13 protein-coding genes are annotated in these 18,483 nt (G+C 63.4%); 12 read left to right on the plus strand and 1 reads right to left on the minus strand.

From position 1 onward, the window contains the following. Window positions 1-287 precede the first annotated feature (287 nt). The 12 genes from ACOYJL_RS05205 to hisF all read left to right on the plus strand — a co-directional run bounded on the left by ACOYJL_RS05205 (window position 288) and on the right by hisF (window position 16,547). Window positions 288-2,774, plus strand: a complete 2,487-nt coding sequence (locus ACOYJL_RS05205; RefSeq protein WP_433569164.1) for a glycoside hydrolase family 3 C-terminal domain-containing protein — start codon at window positions 288-290, stop codon at window positions 2,772-2,774. Between the two features lie 114 nt (window positions 2,775-2,888). Beyond that, window positions 2,889-3,443 (plus strand): PTS cellobiose transporter subunit IIC, encoded by a 555-nt coding sequence (locus tag ACOYJL_RS05210; protein WP_433569165.1) that lies wholly within the window; start codon window positions 2,889-2,891, stop codon window positions 3,441-3,443. Window positions 3,444-3,644: 201 nt separating this feature from the next. Beyond that, a complete protein-coding gene (gene uvrA, locus ACOYJL_RS05215; RefSeq protein ID WP_433569166.1) occupies window positions 3,645-6,527 on the plus strand; it encodes an excinuclease ABC subunit UvrA in 2,883 nt (960 codons plus the stop codon). 8 nt (window positions 6,528-6,535) lie between these two features. Next, window positions 6,536-7,027 (plus strand): Cys-tRNA(Pro) deacylase, encoded by a 492-nt coding sequence (gene ybaK, locus ACOYJL_RS05220; protein ID WP_433569167.1) that lies wholly within the window; start codon window positions 6,536-6,538, stop codon window positions 7,025-7,027. A 462-nt stretch (window positions 7,028-7,489) separates the two neighbouring features. Next, a complete protein-coding gene (locus tag ACOYJL_RS05225) occupies window positions 7,490-9,247 on the plus strand; it encodes a lipid II flippase MurJ (RefSeq protein WP_433569168.1) in 1,758 nt (585 codons plus the stop codon). A 254-nt stretch (window positions 9,248-9,501) separates the two neighbouring features. Then, window positions 9,502-11,178: an ATP phosphoribosyltransferase gene (gene hisG, locus ACOYJL_RS05230; RefSeq protein ID WP_433569169.1), complete on the plus strand. Its 1,677-nt coding sequence runs from the start codon at window positions 9,502-9,504 to the stop codon at window positions 11,176-11,178. After that, the gene (gene hisD / locus ACOYJL_RS05235; protein ID WP_433569170.1) at window positions 11,175-12,581 is read left to right on the plus strand and encodes a histidinol dehydrogenase; all 1,407 of its coding nucleotides are present in this window, start codon (window positions 11,175-11,177) and stop codon (window positions 12,579-12,581) included. Before hisG ends, hisD begins: the two co-directional genes overlap by 4 nt. Window positions 12,582-12,585: 4 nt before the next feature. Then, entirely contained in the window at window positions 12,586-13,683 is a 1,098-nt protein-coding gene (gene hisC, locus ACOYJL_RS05240; protein WP_433569171.1) for a histidinol-phosphate transaminase, read from the plus strand. A gap of 1 nt (window position 13,684) precedes the next feature. Then, window positions 13,685-14,272 (plus strand): imidazoleglycerol-phosphate dehydratase HisB, encoded by a 588-nt coding sequence (gene hisB, locus ACOYJL_RS05245; RefSeq protein ID WP_433569172.1) that lies wholly within the window; start codon window positions 13,685-13,687, stop codon window positions 14,270-14,272. Then, window positions 14,272-14,982, plus strand: a complete 711-nt coding sequence (locus ACOYJL_RS05250; protein WP_433569173.1) for an imidazole glycerol phosphate synthase subunit HisH — start codon at window positions 14,272-14,274, stop codon at window positions 14,980-14,982. Before hisB ends, ACOYJL_RS05250 begins: the two co-directional genes overlap by 1 nt. Continuing rightward, window positions 14,979-15,719: a HisA/HisF-related TIM barrel protein gene (locus tag ACOYJL_RS05255; RefSeq protein ID WP_433569174.1), complete on the plus strand. Its 741-nt coding sequence runs from the start codon at window positions 14,979-14,981 to the stop codon at window positions 15,717-15,719. Before ACOYJL_RS05250 ends, ACOYJL_RS05255 begins: the two co-directional genes overlap by 4 nt. A gap of 60 nt (window positions 15,720-15,779) precedes the next feature. Then, window positions 15,780-16,547, plus strand: a complete 768-nt coding sequence (gene hisF, locus ACOYJL_RS05260) for an imidazole glycerol phosphate synthase subunit HisF (protein ID WP_433569175.1) — start codon at window positions 15,780-15,782, stop codon at window positions 16,545-16,547. Window positions 16,548-16,923: 376 nt separating this feature from the next. On the opposite strand, the gene ACOYJL_RS05265 is transcribed toward hisF, so the two are convergent. Continuing rightward, window positions 16,924-18,456 (minus strand): FAD-binding protein, encoded by a 1,533-nt coding sequence (locus ACOYJL_RS05265; protein WP_433569176.1) that lies wholly within the window; start codon window positions 18,454-18,456, stop codon window positions 16,924-16,926. Between the last annotated feature and the right edge of the window lie 27 nt (window positions 18,457-18,483).

Raw genomic sequence — 18,483 nt, forward strand, 5'->3', positions numbered from 1 at the left:
TGCGCCGCACTTTTGACAGGTTGCGCCCATTTGTGGAGAAGGCGACTATTTGGCCATACTCTACAGTTCAGTTGCGGATCAAGCTCAGACCATGCCTTTCGATTTGTCCGGAATACTTTGTCTCGCTTGGGCTCGAGGTTGACCATTCGTGGCATGAGGGCAACCAAATGTGCCAAGTGCCTCGCTGAGCTGGCTGCCGGTCGTACAGTTTCAGCTAGAAGAAAAGAAGCCTTATGCCGGGCGCCTGCGCCCAAGCACGGGGCCATGGAAGGGACGGGATCTGACCGATGAAGCACGAAGACATCATCAGCAAGATGACGCTTGAGGAGAAGTGCGCCCTGCTTCAGGGCGCTACGACGTTTGGCTCGTGGGGGTCAAAGCGTCTGGGAATCCCCGAGATGTCCTTCTCCGACGGCCCTAACGGCATGCGCCATCAGGCCGGCGCCGCCGATCACTTGGGAATCAACCCCGCCGAGCCGGCAACCTGCCTCCCCACGGCCGTGACTGTTGCCAACAGCTGGGACGAGAAGATGGCCGAGAAGCTTGGCGAGGTCCTTGGCAACGAGGCTCGCGTGCAGGGCGTTGGCACCGTGCTGGGTCCTGGTCTCTGCATCAAGCGCTCTCCGCTTTGCGGTCGCAACTTCGAGTACTTCTCCGAGGACCCCTACCTTGCTGGCAAGATGGCAGCCGCCTACGTTCGCGGAATCCAGTCAAACGGCGTTGCTGCCTGCCCCAAGCACTTTGCCGTCAACAGCCAGGAGACCCGCCGCCAGGCGTCAGACTCCGTGATTGACGAGCGCACGATGCGCGAGATCTATCTAACCGGCTTTGAGACCGTGGTGAAGGAAGCCGCGCCGAAGGCGATTATGAGCTCCTACAACCAGGTCAACGGCACCTACGCAAACGAGAACGAGCACCTTCTGAAGGACATCCTGCGTGACGAGTGGGGCTTTGACGGGGCGGTCGTCACCGACTGGGGCGGATCGAACGATCACGTTGCTGGAGTCCGCGCTGGCTCGGACTTCGAGATGCCTGCGCCCGGCATGGACTCCGCCTGCATCCTGCGCGATGCCGTGAAGGCCGGCAAGCTCTCCGAAGAAGACCTCAACGCTTGCGTGGACGACGCCCTTGAGCTCGTGCTTTCTACTCACAGGGCCGTCGAGTCGGCGCCCAAGGAGTTTGACGTCGAGGGCCACCACGCCATCGCTCGCGCTGCCGCGGCAGAAGGCGCCGTTCTTCTCAAGAACGAGAACAACGCGCTGCCGCTTGCCAAAGGCACCAAGGTCGCGCTCATCGGCGACTTCGCCAAGGAGCCTCGCTACCAGGGCGCGGGGTCTTCCCAGGTCAACTGCACCAAGGTCGACAGCGTGCTTGGCCTTATCGGCCAGACTGACCTTACGCTGGTCGGCTACGAGCCGGGCTTCGAGCGTCACGGTGGCGAAAACGCCTCGAAGCGCGACGCCGCCCTTGACCTTGCCCGCCGGGCCGACGTTGTGCTGATGTGCCTTGCGCTCGACGAGATCGCCGAGTCCGAGGGCGCCGACCGCCAGAACATGCGCCTGAACCAGAACCAGGTCGAGCTGCTGCACGCCGTCGCGGGAGTGAACCCCAACGTCGTGGTGCTTCTGGCCGCCGGCTCCTGCGTCGAGACGGACTGGGTCGTGGACGCCCGAGCGGTTCTCTACCTTGCGCTGGGCGGCCAGGCTGGAGCCGGAGCTGCGCTCGACATCGTGACCGGCGCCGTCAATCCGTCCGGCAAGCTCACCGAGACCTGGCCGCGCGCGCTTGACGACACCCCCACGGCCGGTCGCTTCCCGTCGCAGGAGCGCACGGCCGAGTATCGCGAGGGCATCTATGTGGGCTATCGCTACTACCAGACCGCCGGCGTCAAGGTTGCCTACCCCTTTGGCTACGGTCTTTCCTACACCACGTTCGAGTACGCTAACCCGCGTGCAAACGAGGAGGGCGTCAGCTTCACGCTGACCAACACCGGCGAGGTCACGGGCACCGAGGTCTGCCAGCTCTATGTCGCGCTGCCCAATCACAAGGTGTTCCGCCCTGCCCAGGAGCTCAAGGGCTTTGCTCGCGTCGAGCTTCAGCCCGGCGAGAGCCGCGAGGTCACGATTGGCTTCGACGACAAGACCTTCCGCTACTTCAACGTGAAGACCGCGTCGTGGGAGGTCGAGGGCGGCACCTATGAGCTGCGCGTCGGCGCATCCTCCGAGGACATTCGCCTGAAGACCGCAATCAAGGTCGCCGGAACCGGCGCTCCCAACCCCTACGAGGGCGAGACGCTCGCCTCATACGAGACCGGACACGTGCAGCACGTGAGCGACAAGCAGTTTGAGGCCCTTCTCGGCCATCCCATCCCGCCGACGGCCACTAAGATCGACCGCAACATGTGCTTCCGCGACCTCAACCATGGCCGCTCGCCAATCTTCTGGATAGTGTGGTGCGTGCTCGCGGCCATCAAGCGCTCGTCCGACGCTTCCGGCACGCCTAACCTCAACGTCCTCTTCATCTGGAACATGCCGCTCCGGGCGCTTGCAAAGATGACAAATGGCATGGTCTCGATGGGAATGGTCGACGCTTTGGTGCGTGAGATAAAGTGGTGGGGCCTTGTGGGCATCATCCCCTCCGCTGCCATCAAGTATGCAACTGGCGAGGGCTTCATCCTTACGTGGTTCTTGTGGTTCCTCGCTCCAATCCTTATCGAGTTCATCATCAACCTTGTTCGCAGCAATGGAATGTCTTCCAAGCTCAAGGAGGCATAGCAAGAAATAACGAGAGCTTCTCTCGTGGGTACCGCAGCGTCACTTGTATCAAAGAAGTAATCAAGTTCCGAAGCAGCCTCAGGTAAGGCTCCAACTGGGAAGGAAGGAACGCGCATGAGTTTCAAGTCTTGGACCGAGGAGCACAAGACGCTCTGGCAGTTCATCAAGTTCAACGTCCTGTCAAACATCTCCACCATCACGCGCTTTGTGTGCACCTGGATCGGGACGGCCATCTTCATCAACAGCATGCAGCTGAACACGCCGTTCAAGTTCTGGCTGTTTGACTACACCACGCCCGGCTCCAACTACCTGGGCGGCTTCATCACGTTCCTGATTGCCGAGGTTCTCGCCCAGGTCGTCAACTTCTTCGTCCAGATGTTCTGGGTCTTTGACTCCGACACGTCCTTCAAGGACGCCGCCTGGAAGTATGCCCTGCTCGCCATCCTTATCGTTGTGGTCAACCTTATCCTGCCCAGCTACGTGACTGGCTTCTGCCAGACCACCTTCGGCTGGGACGCCGGCCTTTCCGGCACCGTCGCCTCTGCTGTCAACACCCTTGCCGCCGTCATCGTGAGCTTCCCGCTTCTCAAGTTCTGGATAATGCCCGACAAGAAGGAAGACAAGGACGAGAAGGCCGAGAAGGTCGAGAAGGTCGAGGCTGCAAAGTAGCTCGAGGCTTGCCAACCGCTCCTCCCCTCACTGGGCGACGCATCCTGGTGCGTCGCCCATCTTCTTATGGCGAGCCGGCGACATCGCAGAAGCAAACATGTGTTCGGTGTGAAAGTCTCGCAACGTTGCGTCGCCCAAGCGAGCGGCCATCTTCAGCTCAGCTAGACTTGGATGCTGTTGAACTTTGCAAGAAGGGAAGCCATGGCATCCGATTCAATCGTTATCCGCGGCGCTCGCGAGCACAACTTGCAGAACGTCGACGTCGACATTCCGCGCGACAAGCTTGTCGTGATCACGGGGCTTTCCGGCTCAGGCAAGTCAAGCCTGGCCTTTGACACCATCTACGCCGAAGGCCAGCGCCGCTACGTCGAGAGCCTCTCAAGCTATGCGCGCCAGTTCTTGGGGCAGATGGACAAGCCCGACCTTGACAGCATCGACGGGCTTTCGCCGGCCGTCTCCATAGACCAGAAGACGACCAGCCGAAACCCGCGCTCCACGGTGGGCACGGTCACAGAGATCTATGACTACCTGCGCCTTCTGTTTGCTCGCGTGGGCATCCCGCACTGCCCCGAGTGCGGTCGCGTGATCGAGCGCCAGACCACCGACCAGGTGGCGGACAAGGTGCTTGCCGCGGGTCAGGGGCGTCGCGCGCTCGTGCTTGCCCCCGTGGTCTTGGGCCGCAAGGGGGAGTACACGAAGCTCTTCGAGGACCTTCGAAAGGAAGGCTTCTCGCGCGTGCGCATCGACGGCGAGGTCCGCCAGCTGGACGAGGACATCAGGCTCGAGAAGAAGCTCAAGCACACGGTCGAGGTCGTTGTCGACAGAATCGTGATTCGCGAGAACTCCCTGGGCAGAATTGCCGAGGCGGTCGAGCAGGCGACCAAGCTCGCCGATGGCAAGGTCGGCGTCTACCTGCTGCCCGACCGCGACGACCCCGAGGCCATGCCCGGCGAGCTTCTCCAGTACTCGCTTGCGCTGGCATGCCCCATCCATGGCCACTCGATCGACGACCTGCAGCCGCGCGACTTCTCGTTCAACGCCCCGTACGGCGCCTGCCCCGACTGCGACGGACTGGGCGTCAGAAAGGTGGTCGACGCCGAGGCGCTGATCGATGACCCGTCGCTTTCCGTGGCGGACGGCGTCTTTGGATCGCTCTTCGGCCACTCAAACTACTACCCGCAGATTCTCTCGGCAGTTTGCAAGCACATGGGCTCCTCTGACCAGACTCCCTGGAAGGACCTTCCCAAGAAGACGCAGAGCGCGCTTCTCGACGGCCTTGGGACCACCAAGGTGCGCGTTGACTACCATACGCGCGACGGTCGCGACACCCATTGGTCCACCACGTTCCCGGGCGTGCGGAAGATCCTCTTCGAGAAGTACCAAGAGACGACGTCGGAGACGATGAAGACGCACCTCGAGCGCTACATTCGCGAAGTGCCATGCCCAACCTGCCATGGCGCGCGCCTGAAGCCTGAGATCCTGGCCGTCACTGTGGGCGACAAGAACATCAACCAAGTCTGCGACATGTCCTGCCGCGAGTGCCTCGAGTTCTTTGACAACCTCGAGCTTACGGACCGCCAGCTTGTCATCGCGGGTCCCATCGTCAAGGAGATTCGCGCGCGCCTGCGCTTTCTGGTCAACGTGGGGCTCGACTACCTCACGCTGTCTCGTGCGGCGGCGACGCTTTCCGGCGGCGAGGCCCAGCGCATCCGCCTTGCCACGCAGATCGGCTCGGGCCTCATGGGCGTGCTCTACATTCTGGACGAGCCCTCGATCGGCCTTCATCAGCGTGACAACGACCGCCTGATAGCGACCCTCAAGAACCTGCGCGACATGGGCAACACCGTGATCGTGGTCGAGCACGACGAGGACACTATCCTTGCGGCTGATTACGTTATTGACATGGGGCCCGGCGCCGGCGAGCTGGGCGGTCACGTGGTTGCCCAAGGCACTCCTGCGCAGATTGCCGCCAACCCCGACTCGATCACCGGCGCCTATCTCACCGGCCGGCGGCAGATTCGCCTTCCCGAGGAGCGCCGAAACCCCAAGCGTGGGTGCATAAAGATCGTCGGAGCATCCGCAAACAACCTCAAGAACATCACCGCGAAGATCGAGATTGGCACCTTCACCGTGGTCACGGGCGTCTCGGGCTCGGGCAAGTCGAGCCTGGTCACCGACACGCTGGCGCCGGCGCTCACCAATGCCGTCCACCGCTCCAAGCGCCCGGTCGGCCCGTACAAGCGCCTTGAGGGCATCGAGCTGGTCGACAAGGTCATCGACATCGACCAGTCGCCCATCGGGCGCACCCCGCGCTCGAACCCCGCTACCTACGTGGGGCTTTGGGACGACCTGCGCGCGCTTTTTGCATCCACTCCCGAGAGCCGCGCGCGCGGATACAGCCCCGGCCGCTTCTCGTTCAACGTCCCCGGCGGCCGCTGCGAGGCATGCAAGGGCGATGGCCAGATAAAGATTGAAATGAACTTCCTGCCCGACGTCTACGTTCCCTGCGAGGTCTGCCACGGCAAGCGGTACAACCGCGAGACGCTTGAGGTCACCTATCACGGCAAGTCCATCTCGGACGTGCTCGACATGACCGTCTCCGAGGCGCTGGCGTTCTTTGCGAATATTCCTCGCATAAAGAACAAGCTGCAAACGCTCTACGACGTGGGTCTTGGCTACATTCACCTGGGCCAGCCGGCAACCACGCTCTCTGGCGGCGAGACTCAGCGCGTCAAGCTCGCCAAGGAGCTTCACCGACAGCAGACCGGAAAAACTTTCTATATCTTGGACGAGCCCACCACAGGACTCCACTTTGAGGACGTCCGCCAGCTGATCGACGTGCTCGAGCGCCTGGTCGATGCAGGCAACACGGTGCTGGTAATCGAGCACAACCTCGACGTTATCAAAATGGCCGACCGCGTGCTCGACCTTGGTCCCGAGGGCGGAAACGCGGGCGGATCCGTGGTCGCGTACGGCACGCCCGAGGAGGTCGCAAAGGTGCCCGAAAGCTATACGGGCCAGTTCTTGGCGAAGATCCTTGCGCGCGACCGAGCGCGGATGGCAGCCGAGAAGGAGCAGGCTTAGGGGGCGTCATGGCAAAGCGCGAAAAGATACAAAAGACAAACGCGATGCGCGAGCTCGACACCGCGGGTGTCTCCTACCGGTGCAGGGAACTTCAGGAGGAAGACCTTTCACGAGGTCTTGGGATGCGCATGGCCGAGGAGGCGGGGGAGGACCCTGACTCAACGTTCAAGACGCTCGTTACCGTGTCGCCCTCCGGCGACCACGTGGTCTGCTGCATTCCCGTGGGCGAGGAGCTCGACTTCAAAAAGGCCGCAGCGGCAGCAGGGGAGAAGAGCCTCTCGATGCTACCCACCAAGGAGCTTGAAGCAACGACAGGGTATGTCCGGGGCGGCTGCTCTCCCGTTGGCATGAAGAAGCGCTTTCCTACGCTGATTGACGAGACGGCGCAGCTCTTTGACGAGATTGGCATCTCCGGTGGCAGACGAGGCCTTTCCCTGCGCCTTTCTCCCGACGACTTGGTCTCGTTCACCGGCGCCACGCTCGCTGACATTACCCGCTAGCGCTTCAGCGCCCGCCCACTTTTGCCAGGTCCTGTGACCTCTGATGCCTGCACGATGGGGCGCGCCGCCCCAGCTGTCCCCGCCACCGCTGCCCCCGCCACCCCGTCTGCTCCCGCCGCCCCAGCTGCCCCCGCCACCCCGTCTGCCAAGTTCCGCGACTTCTGATGCTGGGCGCTGCCAACTTGCGCGACTTCTGATGCCCGTTTTGCCAAGTTCTGCGACCTCTGATGCCCGACCTGCCAGGTTGCGCGACCTCTGATGCCGCAGAAGTCGCGGAACCTGGCAGGCGTGCATTGTGTGGGGCTGCCGAAGAAACGGTCGCTCCTCGCTGTCGAAGGGATTTTGCGTTAATGGTGCGGAGACCGGCTGAAGCTCTTGTGTGGGGGAGAGGTGGGCTGGTGCGTGCTGTGGGGCAGAGTGGCACAATCAAGAGATTGATTGCTAACGGAAGGGACCTACGAGGTGAGCGTCAAGCAAAAGCACTTTAAGGTCGAGCAGCCTGAACAGCCTGAGCAGCTCGAAGAGCCAATCCAACCCGAGCAAATCAATCAGCCCGGCCAAGCCAACCAACCTGCCAAGCAGCAGCCCAATGAGCCTTACCAGCAAAATTCCGGAGGCTCGCAAGAGGAGACGCAGGTCGGTCGCTCGGCCGCAATGATGAGCTTCCTCGTCATCGTCAGCCGAATCACGGGATTCTTCCGCACGTGGGGACAGTCCTTCGCGCTCGGCGCCGGAATGGTCGCAAGCTGCTATTCGGTTGCGAACAACCTGCCCAACCAGCTCTACGAAATCGTCGTCGGCGGAATGCTCGTCACCGCGTTCTTGCCAGTCTACATGTCGGTCAAGCGCAAGGAAGGTTCCAAGGGCGCAAGTCGATACACGTCAAATCTTGTATCGATTGTGGTGCTGCTCATGGGCATCGTCGCGGTTCTCGGCTTCATTTTCGCGGCGCAGCTCATCTGGACCCAGTCCTTCTCGGCAACCGAGGAGTTCGACTCGAGCTTTGCCACCTACCTCTTCCGCTTCTTCGTGATCGAAGTCGTGCTCTACTCGCTCTCGTCGATCTTCTCGGGCGTGCTCAACGCCGAGAGGGACTACTTCTGGAGCACGGCATCCTCGATATTCAACAACTTTGTGACCACGGCGTCGTTTCTGCTTTACGCCGCGCTTGTCAACGTAAACCCCGGCCTTGCCACCGTAATCCTCGCCATTGGCAACCCGCTCGGCGTCGCCGTGCAGGTCATCGTACAGATGCCATCGCTCAAGAAGCACGGGATCCACCTCACCTGGCACATTGACTGGCATGACCCCAACTTGAAGGACACCCTCACGATTGGCGTCCCGTCGCTGGTCGTCATGATCACCTCGTTCGTCCAGACCTCGTTTCAGCAGAGCACGGCCCTTTCCGTCACCGTCTCGGGCGCATCGGTGGCCTACTACGCGCGCCTTTGGTACACGCTGCCCTACGCGATCCTGGCGGTGCCCATCACGACGGCCATGTTCACGGAGCTTTCCGACAGCTTTGCGCATAACGACATGACGAGCTATAAGCGCCAGATCTCGAGCGGCGTCTCCGAGATCTTGTTCTTCATGGTGCCGATGAGCGTCCTCTTGATCGTCTTCTCCGTGCCGCTCACCTCCATTGTCGCCGCAGGCAAGTTCACGGAGGAGCAGCTCTATATGACCGTCGTGTATCTCTGCGGCCTGGCGCTCGCCCTTCCGTTCTACGGAACGTGCATGTATCAGCAGAAAATATGCTCGTCGATGCGCCAGATGGTGCTTTATGCGGTCTCCAGCTGCATCGGCACCCTTCTTCAGGTCGTGCTGCTCACGTTCTTCACGCCCTACCAACTGGGAGAGCTCGCCTCGCTTTTCTGGGTGGCGTTCACGTCGTGCTTGTTCTTCGCGGTCGTCGACCTCGTGAACTTCATCAGCATCAGGCACAAGCTCGGTCCCCTTGGGCTTCGCTCGGTGGCCGTGTCGTTTGTGAAGTCGCTCGCGCTCGGCGTCGTGGGCGGACTCGTGGGAGGCCTCATCCTATGGCTTTGCAACGCCTACCTAGGCGATTGCAGCGGTCACGTCCTGCAGTCGATACTGTACTGCGTGCTCGGCGGAATTCCCGCGCTTGTCGTGACGTACGGCCTTGCCATTGCGACGCACATGCCCGAGGCGCGCTTCGTGAAGTCCGCGCTCAAGAGGCTGACGCGCCGCCGCGGCTAGGGGCCGCTCGCTCCCTCGCTGGGACTGCCAGTCCAACGGGCGCAACATTAAGGGACGGTAAATCATGACCTATGCGAGCCTGCGGGAAAGCGCCTGCGCTTTAGTGTGCTAAAGTGACATGACGCGAGAAGAGCGCGATAAGGACCTTGCGCCCGAGCGCAGCGACTGCAATTTCCTGCAGCAAAAGGCTCGCGCCCTTCTTGCCAACCGACCTTTCAGCAGGCATCGCCTGCCTTTTCGAGACGGGAGCACATGTGGTTGTAGGAACGCCAAGCGGGTTTCGTGACATCCTTCCTCAAGAGGCGCTTGCTCGCGAGCGCATCACCGGCACCGTGCGCAAGGTCTTCTCGTCGCACGGGTACCTGCCGGTCGAGACCCCGCTTCTGGAGTCGAAAGACGCGATAGAGCGCGCGGGGCGCGTCAAGGGCGCGCCGTTTCAGCTCTTTGATGTCGACGGCAGCCTGCTGATGCTGCGCCCCGACCTCACCCTGCCAATCGCAAGGCTGGTGGCGACGCGCGTCGACAAGGGCGAGCTGCCCGTCCGCCTGCGCTACGAGGCCCCCGTCGTGCGAGAAGAGTCATCGCTCAAGGGCCAGCCGCGCCAGTTCACGCAGCTGGGCGTCGAGCTCGTGGGCGAGGAGGGCGCCGCTGCGGAGCGCGAGGTCGTCCAGCTTCTGGCCGAGGCCCTCTCCGAGCTCAACGTCCCCGACTGGCGCATCGTGCTTGGCTCTGTCACGCCCATCAAGGCGCTTCTCGACGTCTGCGCGCCCACCCCGGAGTTCCGCGAGAAGGCCCTGTCGCTCGTGCACGACTCTGATCTCGTTTCCTTTGACGAGCTCGTAAACGAGGCCGTCGAGCAGGGCCACCTTGGGAAGTCGCCGGCCGAGGCGCTGCGCCGCATTCCCCGTCTGTCCGGTGGCGCCGAGGTTGTGGACACGCTAGACGACCTGCTCGACAGGGCTGGCGTCGCGCCCGAGCGCCGCGGGACGTCCGAGCTTGCGCGCCTGGTGGACTCGCTCTCGGAGCTCTTCTCGCAAGGTCGCGCGTCCTTTGACTTCTCGATCATCAATTCCTTTGACTACTACACGGGCATCATCTTCAAGGCCTACGCCGAGGGCATCGCGGCATCGCTCGCGTCGGGAGGCCGCTACGACGCAGTGCTGGACAACCTCGGGTGCGCCAACACCGCCGCCTGCGGATTTGCCCTCTCGCTCGAGCGCCTGCAAGAGATCTTGGGCGAGCCCGGCGAGTCCGGCGTCGTCACGCCGGGGGTGCGCCTGGCCGAGCGGCCGCTGCGCATCGCCGTGCCCAAGGGTTCGCTTCTGAAGGACAGCATCCGCGTGCTCGAGGCGGCCGGCCTTCCCGTAGAGGGGCTGCGCGACCCGGGCCGCCAGCTGACGGTGCGCGAAGGCGACTACGAGTACGTGATCGTGCGCGCGCAGGACGCGCCGGCCTTCGTCGGCCACGGCGGCTGCGACTGCGGCATCTGCGGTCGCGACTCGCTCGTCGAGGCCGACATGGACGTGCTCCAGCTTGTTGACCTTGGCTATGGCGGCTGCCGCTTCGTGGTGGCCGAGCCCCGATCGAAGGCTGGCGTTGCCGAGCGCAACTACGCATGGCGCGGCACGGTTCGCGTGGCCACCAAGTACCCGCGCATCACCCAGGCCTACTACGACTCCATCGGCCAGCAGGTAGACATCGTGACCCTGCACGGCAACATCGAGCTTGGCCCGATTGTCGGCATGACCGACCGCATTGTGGACATCACCGCGACGGGCACGACCCTTCGCGAGAACGACCTCGTTGTTGTGGACGAGGTCATGAGCTGCACCGCTCGCTTCTTTGCGGGCCCGGCGGCCTATCGTTGCGACAAGAGAATCCGCGACCTTGCGGCGCGCCTTGCCGAGGTCGTGGGGAGGGAGGACCAGTGAGAACCTGTGACATTAGGGGCGGCCGCAAGCTGACGACTGCCGATATCAACCGTTCGGGATCTTTGCCCAAGGAGGTTCTCGACTCAGCCGCCGCCATCGTGGACGACGTTCGGGCCCGTGGCGACGTGGCCGTGCGCGAGTACTGCGAGAAGTTCGACGGCTTCTGCCCTGATAGCTTCCGCGTCCCCGACGAGCTCGTGCAGGGCGCGCTTCAGATGGTTGACCCCGAGTTTCTCGCCGCGCTGCGCCGTGCGCACGAGCAGATCCTCGAGTTCCACATGCGCCAGCGCGAGAACTCCTGGTTCGAGGCCCGCCCCGACGGCACGATCCTGGGCGTGAAGGTGACGCCTGTCGCCTCCGCCGCCGTCTACGTTCCCGGAGGACGCGCCCAGTACCCCTCGACAGTCCTCATGGACACCATCCCGGCCAAGGTGGCCGGCGTCCCGCGCGTGATCATGGTGACGCCGCCCCAGCGTGACGGGTCGCTATCGGCCTACACGCTGGCCGCCGCTGCCGTCGCCGGCGTGGACGAGGTCTATGCCGTGGGCGGCGCTCAGGCAATCGGCGCCGTAGCCTACGGCACCGAGACCATCCCTGCCGTCGACAAGATCGTGGGACCTGGCAACGCCTACGTGGCTGCCGCCAAGCGCCACGTGTCCGGGGACGTGGGCATCGACATGATCGCCGGCCCCTCCGAGGTCTGCGTGCTTGCCGACGCCACGGCCGACCCCGTGGTGGTCGCTGCCGACCTCATGGCCCAGGCCGAGCACGACCCCATGGCCTCGTGCTACCTCGTGACGCCCGACGACACCCTTCCCGCCCGCGTGCTCGACGCCGTCGAGCGCCTCGTCTCGCAGAGCCCACGCGAGAAGATCACGCGCGATTCCCTCGACAACCGCGGCGTCATCGTGGTGACTGACGACCTCGACTCCGCCGTTGACGCTGTGAACGTGGTTGCCCCCGAGCACCTGGAGCTGCACTGCGCCGACGCCATGGCCCTTCTCGGCAAGGTCAAGAACGCAGGCGCCATCTTTGTGGGGGAGTGGAGCTCCGAGCCGCTCGGAGACTACGTAGCCGGACCCGACCACACGCTTCCAACCGGCGGCACCGCGCGCTTCTCAAACCCCTTGGGCGTCTACGACTTCCAGAAGCACTCGAGCGTGATCTCCTACTCGCAGGAGGGATTCCTCGCCGACGCCCCGTCCGTCCAGGCGATGGCGCAGGCCGAGGGCCTTTGGGCCCACGCGCTTTCCGTGGGCGTTCGCGTGAAGCTGACCGACGAAGGCGCCTCGAGCTTTGCCGACCCGTCGGCTGCCTGCGAGAATGCTGGCAAGACCGCGTGGCCGCGCGACCTCAGCGAGCCTGGCAAGGCAATGCTGGGCGGCTCCGAGAGGCTAGGGTGATCGCGTGGCTATCCAGATTGACGATGACATTCGCGCCCAGATGCGCCCGTCGGCCGCGGCGCTTGAGCCCTACGACCCAAAGTTCTCTCCCGTCGAGGTGAACCTGTCGGCCAACGAGAACAGCTTCGGCATGCCCGACGAGCTGCGCCAAGCAGTGACCCAGGCGGTCTCAGAGGTGGCATTCAACCGCTACCCCCAGGCGCTTGCGCCCGAGCTTCGCGCCGAGCTTGCCTCCTGGCATGGCGTCGATGCCGACCACGTGATCGTGGGCAACGGCGGAGACGAGCTCCTCTTCAACCTGTTTCTCGCCTTTGGCGGCCGCGGCCACGTGCTGGTGAACTGCCCGCCCGCCTTCTCGGTCTACGAGCTCTACGCGAGCCTGGTCGAGACGGGCGTCGCCAACGTGTCTCGCGACCCGGTGAGCTTTGTGCCCGACGTCGACGCGATGGTGCAGGACGCATCGCGCGCGAGCCTTGTCGTGGTGACCTCTCCGAACAACCCCACCGGCGACCTCTTCCCGCGTGACGCGGTGCCCAGGCTCTGCGAGGCCTGCCCGGGCGTCGTCTTGGTGGACGAGGCCTACATCGAGTTTGCCGACCCCGGCTCGACGGTCGAGGACCTGCTCGGCTCCTACAAGAACCTGGCGATTCTCCATACGTTCTCGAAGGCGTTCGCGCTCGCTTCCGCGCGCGTGGGCTACGTCCTTGCTGACCCGTCGGTGATCGGCGCGCTCTCCGCCGTGCGCCAGCCCTATTCGGTCAACTCGCTCTCGCAGGCGGCAGCGCTTGCGGTGCTGCGCCGGCGCGACAAGATGGCGCCTATCGTGCAGCAGATCCGCCGTGGGCGCGAGGAGCTCTTCTCGCAGCTCAAGACGCTGGCGCCGCTTGGTGTTACCGTCTGGCCAAGTCAGTCGAACTTCCTTCTCGTTCGCGTGCCGAACGCTCATCATGTATGGGAGAGGCTGCGCGACGAGCACTCGATTCTCGTGCGCGACTTCTCGTCGGCTCCGGGCCTTTCCGACTGCCTGCGCATCACGGTGGGCACGCCCGAGGAAAACGAGCGCGTCGTCAAGGCGCTTCAGGAGCTTCTGGGAAAGGAGTGACATGGCACGCATCGCCAGCGTTTCGAGGAAGACGTCCGAGACCGCCATCGAGGTGACGGTCAACCTCGACGGGACCGGCGTCGCAGACGTGTCGACGGGCATCGGCTTTTTCGACCACATGCTCACGGCGCTCTCGCGACACTCGCTCATCGACCTCACGATCAGCGTGAAGGGCGACACCTGGGTGGACGACCACCACAGCGTCGAGGACGCGGGCATCGCGCTCGGGCAGGCGCTGAGGAAGGCCTTGGGCGACAAGCGCGGCATCCGTCGCTTTGGCGACGCGCTCGTGCCGCTCGACGAGGCGCTGATCATGGCCGCAGTCGACATCTCTGGTCGCGGCGAGCTCTATTGGGACGTGCCCATAGCCGCCCAGAAGGTAGGCAGCTTTGACACCGAGCTTGGTCGCGAGTTCTTCGGAGGGCTTGCGCGCGAGGCGGGCATCACGCTTCATTTGCGCGAGGTCTCCGGCGAGAACGCGCACCACATCCTTGAGGCCACGTTCAAGTCGTTCGCGCGGGCGCTGCGCACGGCCGTCGAGAGCGACCCGCGCGTCGATGGCATTCCGTCTACGAAGGGGGCGTTGTGATGGCTGGAAAGATCGTCGTTATCGACTACCACCGCGGAAACCTTTTGTCGGTGGTGCATGGGCTTTCGGCTGCAGGTGCGTCCGCAACGATCTCGGACGACCCGGCAGAGATTGCCTCTGCCGATGGCCTCGTGCTTCCCGGCGTCGGCAGCTTTGAGGACGCCATGGCCTACATGGACGAGTCGGGCCAGTCCGACGCCATTCGCGACTCAATTGCGCGCGGCGTGCCGTTTTTGGGCATCTGCCTGGGGCTTCAGCTGCTGTACACCCGTGGAGACGAGCGCTCGGGCGAGCATGGCGCGCCCGTTCAGAACGAGACGCCCGTTGCCGCCGGAACGCCGGGCAACGACCGTTGGGTTGCCGGCCTCGGCATTCTTGAGGGTTCGTGCTCGCGGCTTCGCTCGGGGCGCCTGAAGGTGCCTCATGTGGGCTGGGACCAGGTCTTTGCCACCAAGACGGGTCACAAGAGCCGCATCCTGCGGGGGGTTCCCGTGGGCTCCAACTTCTACTTCACGCACTCCTACGCCGTCGGTGACGACATCGATTCGAGCATCGTCACCGGGCTGACGCACTATGCGCGCAGCTTCCCCTCGGCTGTTGAGAAGGGCAACGTCTTTGGCGTTCAGTTCCATCCCGAGAAGTCGTCCTCGACGGGGCAGATCGTGATGGGCAACTTTGTGGACGTCGTGCGCTCCGGAGGGATCAAATGATTCTCTTTCCCGCGATCGACCTGATAGGGGGTCGCGTCGTTCGCTTGAGAAACGGGGACCGCTCCCAGATGGACGTCTATTCCGACGACCCCGTTGCCGTCGCTCGCGACTTTGCGACGCGAGGGGCAAAGTGGATTCACGTGGTCGACCTCTCGAGCGCGCTTGGCGAGGACGACGCCGCGCGCTCGGCGAACGCTCGGGCGATTCGCGGGATTTGCGGAGTTGAGGGCATAAACGTTGACGCTGGGGGAGGCGTCCGCTCGCTCGATGCGGCGCAGCGGCTGCTTGACCTTGGCGTTTCCCGCGTGGCCATGGGGACGGCACTGGTGAAGGACCCCGCGCTTGCCGAGGCAGCGGTTTCCGAGTTTGGCTCTGCGATCGTGGCTGACGTTGCCGCGCGCGATGGCGTGGTGCGCGTCTCGGGCTGGACCGAGGGCGCTGGCTTAAGCGCCGACGAGCTGGTCGGACGCCTTGCAGGCATGGGCTTTCGCCACCTGGTGTTCACCGACATCGGCCGCGATGGCACCCAAACGGGCATCGACGCCAAGGCCTATCAGCACATCGCTGCCGTTGCGGGCTTTCCGGTCGTGGCGTCAGGCGGCATTGCCAGCTTGGAAGACATCCGCGCGCTGGCGGCGCTTGGTCCCCAGGTGATCGAGGGTGCCATTACGGGTCGAGCCATCTACGAGGGAAGCTTCACGCTGGAAGATGCACTCGCGGCAGCAAAGACCTTATAAGCCGGACAGGCTGGTTAGGCTCCAGTTATCCCAGGTCGCTTGAAAGAAGGAGGATCTACCATGCTTACCAAACGCGTCATTCCCTGCCTGGACGTTCGCGACGGTCGAGTCGTGAAGGGCGTCAATTTTGTTGACCTGCGCGATGCTGGCGACCCCGTCGAGCTCGCGAGCAAGTATGACCGCGAAGGCGCCGACGAGATTGTTTTCCTTGATATCACGGCGACTTCTGACGACCGCAAGACCACGATCGACTTGGCCTCGAGAGCCGCGTCGCAGCTGCACATCCCATATACGGTAGGCGGCGGGTTTCGCGACATCGATGGCTGCCGCACGATGATCTCTGCCGGAGCCGACAAGATTTCTATCAACTCTGCGGCTGTGAAGGACCCCTCGCTGATCACGCGAGCTGCTGCCGCGTTTGGGAGCCAGGCCGTTGTGTGCGCTATCGATGCCAAGCATGTCGGACCGGGCGACAAATGGGAGGTTTATCTTGCAGGCGGTCGTGTTCCGACGGGCATCGATGCCGTCGAGTGGGCGGAGGAGGCAGCCCGGCGCGGCGCCGGCGAGATACTGCTTACCAGCATGGACCGCGACGGCACTAAGGAGGGCTTCGACATCCCGCTGACCCGCGCCGTTGCCCGCGCGGTGCCAATCCCCGTGATCGCTTCCGGTGGCGTCGGCACGCTTGAGCACTTTGCCGAGGGGATTATCGACGGCGAGGCCGACGCGGTTCTCGCTGCGAGCGTCTTCCATTTCGGCACCTATACGATTCGCCAGGTCAAGGAGTACATGGCAAGCCAGGGCATTCCCGTGAGGCTCGACTTCTAGCACCGCTGCCGCTTCGCGCACAAACACGACCCCGTGAAATGCGTTCGCATTTCACGGGGTCGTTGCTCTGCAGGCCAGTGCCAACAATTTCCGTCGCACGTTTCTTCTGCAGTCCCTCGAGACAGGTCTCTGCAGAAAATCTTCGGTTGTAGGTCTTTTTTGCCGATACCCCTAAGTATCACCTCAGTGGTGCCATTTATCTACCTGCGGCGCAGCGTATTGTTAGCCTCTTCGTACTCGGCTATCCCGTGATAAAAGACCTACAACCGAAGATTTTCTGCAGCCAGTCTTCCAGAACCCCCTTGTCGGAGGCCGCTTCGCACCCCCTTTTCGCCATCGTGGCGCAAAATCCGGCTGGTCGTCTCACCGCAAAAGCTCACGAGGCGCGATAGTGCGACCCGAGGCTGTCGGGGCGCGCGAGCATGGCGGCTGTCATGGCGCGCGCCGAGGCAAGCTGCTGGCGCGCGAGCAGCGTGCAGGCGATTGCTCGCATATCGCTTGTTGGCATCAGGTCACCAGCGGCTTGCTGGCAAAGTTCGTCGAGCTCTGCGACCGCTGCTTTCAGCCCCATTTCGGTACGCACGACCATGCAGCGTTCGTCCAAGATGGAGCGCATGGCAGTGATGGCATCGCTTGCGCTTGCATTCGCCTCTTCTGCCAGCTCGACGCCGTCTGCCTTTTCGCTGCGCTCGCGGCCAAGCGCCCACTCGGCTGCGCCTCTGCCTGCAATCTCCCCAAACACGAGGCAGTTTGCGCTTGAAAGACCTCCCAGGCGATTCGCCCCATGCATCCCGCCGGTGCACTCTCCGCAAGCAAAAAGGCCGCTTGGGCCGCCCGCACACCTTGCCGCCGCGTCAATCCTAATGCCGCCGTTTGACGCGTGCGCACTATGCGCGATGCGCAGCTCGTCCGTTGGGGAGATTCCACGCCTCGAAAGCCAGTCGAAGTACGTCCTCACAAACTCGGGAAGCGGGTCGGGGAGCGTCCGGTATCGCACACGAAGCCCCGTGCTCCCAGCCCCGTCAATCGCGAGGTCGACGGCACAAGATGGTCGAGACGCCGTGAAGGGCCCGTATCCCGATCGCATCTCGAGCAAATCTTGCGCGCAGCCGGTTCCCTCTAGGTAGCGGAAAGTCTTTTCATTGAACACTATGCCTGATACAGGAGAGAAAATCGTAGGCATGAGCTGCACAAACTCGACGTTCACAAGGCTTGCGCCATGTGTCGTTGCAACCGCGTGCGCGCTTCCAAGAACGTCCGGTGCCGTGAGCCTGCGACCAAAAAGGCCACCTAGGCCCCCTGTCGCCAGCACTATCGAGCGGCAGCGTATTCCAAATGCGCGCCGCGCGCCCATGCTGTAGAGCACGGCGCCCGCCAGCTGTCCTCCCGACGTTCTCTCGCCGCAAGTCCCTTGCCCAGCTACAACGACGTCGAGGAGCAAGCACCGCTCAAGACGATGCACTCCAGCGCGCTCCAGCCCTTGGGCGATGGCGAGGCGGTATGGCTGGCGTTCGAGACCATGCCAGCTGCGCGTCTTGTGGTCGAAGCAGGGGATGTACTCGCGCTCGCCGGGATTGCTCGGCTTGCGAAGGCTCACGCCCCTTCGCTCCAGCCGCTCGATTGCCGGGGCAATCCCCGTCACGAGCGCGTGGACGAGCGTGGGATTGGCAACTCCGCCGCCCACTTGAAGGATGGTCTTTTCCATGTCCGGCTCGTCTGCCGCTCCGTCCGGTCCTACAACGCCAAGGCCCCAGGTACCGCCATAGAAGCTTGCGCCAGAGAACGTCGCGCCTGCGCTAGCAAGCGTTACGCGCACGCCTCGCTCGGCCGCCGCGAGCGCGGCAGTTGTCCCCGCGATGCCCGCCCCAACGACGAGCACGTCGCAAGCCGTCTCCCACGTTACGCGCATGCTACCTCCCGTCGGCGTCCTTGCGTC

Source organism: Tractidigestivibacter sp. (assembly GCF_050946515.1).
Classification (GTDB): domain Bacteria; phylum Actinomycetota; class Coriobacteriia; order Coriobacteriales; family Atopobiaceae; genus Tractidigestivibacter.

What these genes read in the sequence shown, in the direction of transcription:
- ACOYJL_RS05205 (WP_433569164.1), top strand. Translation starts at nt 288, where the DNA reads ATGAAGCACGAAGACATCATCAGCAAGATGACGCTTGAGGAGAAGTGC.
- ACOYJL_RS05210 (WP_433569165.1), top strand. Translation starts at nt 2,889, where the DNA reads ATGAGTTTCAAGTCTTGGACCGAGGAGCACAAGACGCTCTGGCAGTTC.
- uvrA (WP_433569166.1), top strand. Translation starts at nt 3,645, where the DNA reads ATGGCATCCGATTCAATCGTTATCCGCGGCGCTCGCGAGCACAACTTG.
- ybaK (WP_433569167.1), top strand. Translation starts at nt 6,536, where the DNA reads ATGGCAAAGCGCGAAAAGATACAAAAGACAAACGCGATGCGCGAGCTC.
- hisB (WP_433569172.1), top strand. Translation starts at nt 13,685, where the DNA reads ATGGCACGCATCGCCAGCGTTTCGAGGAAGACGTCCGAGACCGCCATC.
- ACOYJL_RS05250 (WP_433569173.1), top strand. Translation starts at nt 14,272, where the DNA reads ATGGCTGGAAAGATCGTCGTTATCGACTACCACCGCGGAAACCTTTTG.
- ACOYJL_RS05255 (WP_433569174.1), top strand. Translation starts at nt 14,979, where the DNA reads ATGATTCTCTTTCCCGCGATCGACCTGATAGGGGGTCGCGTCGTTCGC.
- hisF (WP_433569175.1), top strand. Translation starts at nt 15,780, where the DNA reads ATGCTTACCAAACGCGTCATTCCCTGCCTGGACGTTCGCGACGGTCGA.
- ACOYJL_RS05265 (WP_433569176.1), bottom strand. Translation starts at nt 18,456, where the DNA reads ATGCGCGTAACGTGGGAGACGGCTTGCGACGTGCTCGTCGTTGGGGCG.